The organism is Haladaptatus sp. W1, from assembly GCF_001723155.1.
Lineage (GTDB): Archaea > Halobacteriota > Halobacteria > Halobacteriales > Haladaptataceae > Haladaptatus > Haladaptatus paucihalophilus.
The window spans coordinates 1-3,275 of sequence record NZ_MEIH01000408.1; the positions used below are offsets into that span (position 1 = coordinate 1).

2 protein-coding genes and 1 pseudogene are annotated in these 3,275 nt (G+C 53.6%); 2 read left to right on the top strand and 1 reads right to left on the bottom strand.

Annotation, left to right across the window (positions count from 1 at the left end):
* Positions 1–238: 238 nt before the first annotated feature.
* Positions 239–1,444: an inorganic phosphate transporter gene (locus tag BG842_RS25960; protein WP_069453051.1), complete on the bottom strand. Its 1,206-nt coding sequence runs from the start codon at positions 1,442–1,444 to the stop codon at positions 239–241.
* A gap of 457 nt (positions 1,445–1,901) precedes the next feature.
* Here BG842_RS25960 and BG842_RS25965 point away from each other — a divergent pair, with 457 nt between their 5' ends.
* Both BG842_RS25965 and BG842_RS25970 read left to right on the top strand, forming a co-directional pair.
* Complete coding sequence (locus tag BG842_RS25965) at positions 1,902–2,465, top strand: VOC family protein (protein WP_069453050.1); 564 nt, start codon at positions 1,902–1,904, stop codon at positions 2,463–2,465.
* A 68-nt stretch (positions 2,466–2,533) separates the two neighbouring features.
* Positions 2,534–3,275 (top strand): annotated as a pseudogene (locus tag BG842_RS25970) (CTP synthase); the annotation flags it as partial.

Here is a 3,275-nt window from a genome sequence, read left to right on the forward strand (position 1 = left end):
CATGGTTGTTGTGCGTGCTCTCGCAAGGATCACTCATTCCCTGAAAAGAGGAGATAACCCTTTAATCGGGAATCTGCAGTACTAGAAGATGGCAGCTTCGGACCAACACTCATACTGACTCGTTCTGATCGGGACTTCGAATCCCGATGTTCAATTAGAACCTGGCTAACGACGGCACGGAAATAGTGTACTCGCCAGTTTTCTCGGTAGGTAGTCCTCCTTTTATGCTTGGCCCCGTTTACAGAATTACGGCAAATATACGATACAATATAAATCCCGTGACTCCTGCACCAAAGAGCGTGAGCAGCCAAATTGCGACTGTATAACTTGTTTTTCGGACGGAGATACTTTCTGTCCCTTCAGTTAGGCCACTTCCAATGATACTCCAGAGGATAATATTGTTGAATGAAATCGGGTAGCCGAGAATTATCGCGGTTTGAGCGATGATAAATGCCGGAATCAACGCTGCAATTGATCGTAGAACGCCAAGCGACGAATAATCACGGGCGACTGCTTGGAGAATACGTGGCGACCCCATCCAGGCTCCTAATAGAATCCCAATTGCTCCGAACGACAGCAAAATCGTCCCCGGAAGTTGCAGCAGTGATTCAAACAGGGGTTCCAATGGACCGGTCGCTAAGCCGACTTGACTGCCACCGCTCGAAAAGGCAACTAAACTTCCGAGACCAATCAAAAAGAGCCGAACTCCACGGTCGATCGAACGATTGAGTGTTCGTCGAAGTAACCCGGCTGCGAATAGTCCCAGAATCAAACTCGTAGACACCATCACGAGATCATACGCCCCAATTATCGTCGGAACGCTCATTTCTAGTGAGTTAGAGACGTAACTCGCGATGGTTCCCTGTGCAGTACCAGGAGCAGGAATCAGTGCCGAGGGCATATTCGCAACGATAATACCAACGATTCCACCGAGGATCGGGAGCGTAATTTGTTCGGAAAGACTGGTGCGACGGAGCAAGTAGCCCGTTGTATAGGCGATTGAGATCGACATCACCGGCACTGCTGCCCAGAATGTTACAATCTCACGATAGGTCCCATATGCAGGCTCTCCACCAAGTGCCAGTCCCGCGCCAACGATCGACGCCGTGGTTGCAAACGCAGCTGGAATCGGATATCCTGTCCGAACTCCAAGTGCAATAAAGCCTGCCGCTGTCAGTAGACCTGCAATCGCTGCGAGTGGTGTTAATTGAACGCCCGCTATCAGCCCTTCTCCCACCGTTTTCGAAATATTGCCACCTTGTGTGATCGCTCCTAAAGCAGCAAGTATTCCCAGAAGAAATGCGGCGCGCATCGTCGATAGGGCATTTGCACCAACCGCTGGTGCAAAAGGGGGTGAATTACTACTCGCGCCTAGTGCCCACGCCATCGCTAGACTCGTGGTGATCGCACCAGCCACAACAATGAATGATGTCAGGATAGCCATCTGCTCTTTGTAATGTGACCTCGTGCCATATTCATCGTCAATAACAATAGTTCCGCTGCTTGAATGAGCGCCCTGAACCATCATTCAAAATATTTTTTGAGAGATCGCCCCGTGATATTCGATCAGAAGTCCATGTACGATCGTCCGCTGTAACGCCGACTGCAAACACATGGCTGCCTTCGAGAACACAACTAATGACGGAACACTCAAGGCCTTCTCGTCGGAGGATGACAACGAGTCCGAACCAGACGACTGCGACTGTGACGGTCTCGATAGCTTCCCGTGCTGGCCGTGCGTGCGAACGGGACGGACGGAACTGCCGAACGAACCACCGCTTCAGTCTTTCATATATCTTATTTTAGGAGAATGGTGACACGGATAGTGTTGGTTCACTTTCACTGCACTTGGCGCGTTTATATGATGCTTGCTAGCCTATCTCCACTGGAGGGGTGTAGGAATGACATCATATCCTGAAACAGAAAATGCGGTCGAATCCAGGCAAAAAATCACTCCGAATCTCTGGTTTGATAACCAGGCAGAGGAAGCCGCAGAGTTTTACACCTCCGTGTTTGAAAACGCGGCGATCAAGGGCACGACCCATTACCCGGATGCTGGGCAGGAGATAACGGGCGGGGAAGCCGGCAGCGTGATGACGGTTTCCTTCGAGGTCGAGGGGTTCTCGTTTGTCGCGCTCAACGGCGGGCCGGAGTTCAGTTTCAACCCGTCGATATCGTTTTTCGTGAGTCGAGAAACAAAAGAGGAAATAGATGAATTATGGGCACGGCTTGTCGATGGTGGGGAAGTACTCATCCAGCTTGATGAACATCCGTTCAGCGACTATTACGGCTGGGTGCAGGATCGATACGGTGTCACGTGGCAGCTCATCCTCCCCAGCAACGAAGGCGACTGGCGGCCGGATCTGGTACCGTCCCTCATGTTTACGCAGGATAACGTCAACAAAGCCGAGGAAGCCATCGATTTTACACCAATGTCTTTGCTGGCACCGAACTGGGCCACTTAGAACGGTATCCGGAAGACACCGGTCCAGCGAAAAAGGGGCGCTTTGAAGAACGGTTGCGGAAAGTCAGTATGCCGACTGACCCCGAGACAGACTACGACCCCGAGATGGGGAAGAAGTTCATTTTCGTCACAGGGGCGTCATGTCCGGACTTGGCAAAGGCATTACCGCCGCGAGCACTGGGCGACTGCTCGCAAACGCCGGGTTCGACGTGACTGCCGTGAAGATCGACCCGTATCTCAACGTGGACGCGGGACGATGAATCCCTACCAGCATGGAGAAGTGTACGTACTGAAGGACGGTGGCGAGGTCGACCTCGATTTGGGGAACTACGAGCGGTTCCTCGACATCGACATGACCTTCGACCACAACATCACGACCGGCAAGGCCTACCAGTACGTCATCGAGAAGGAGCGCGCCGGGGACTACCTGGGCAAGACGGTCCAGATAATCCCGCACATCACGGACGAAATCAAACGCCGCATCCGCGAGGCCGCCGAGGGCCACGACGTGTGTATCGTCGAAGTGGGCGGCACCGTGGGCGACATCGAGAGCATGCCGTTCCTCGAAGCGCTCCGCCAGTTCGCCACGGAACAGGACGACGACGACTTCCTCTTGACCCACGTCACGCTCGTTCCGCACTCGAAGAACGGCGAGCAGAAGACGAAGCCGACCCAGCACAGCGTGAAGGAGCTCCGGAGCATCGGCCTGCAACCCGACGTGCTCGTCGGGCGCTGTAGCGACGGACTGGAGGAGAAGACGAAGGAGAAAATCGCGCTGTTCTGCGACGTGCCGACCGACGCCGTGTTCTCG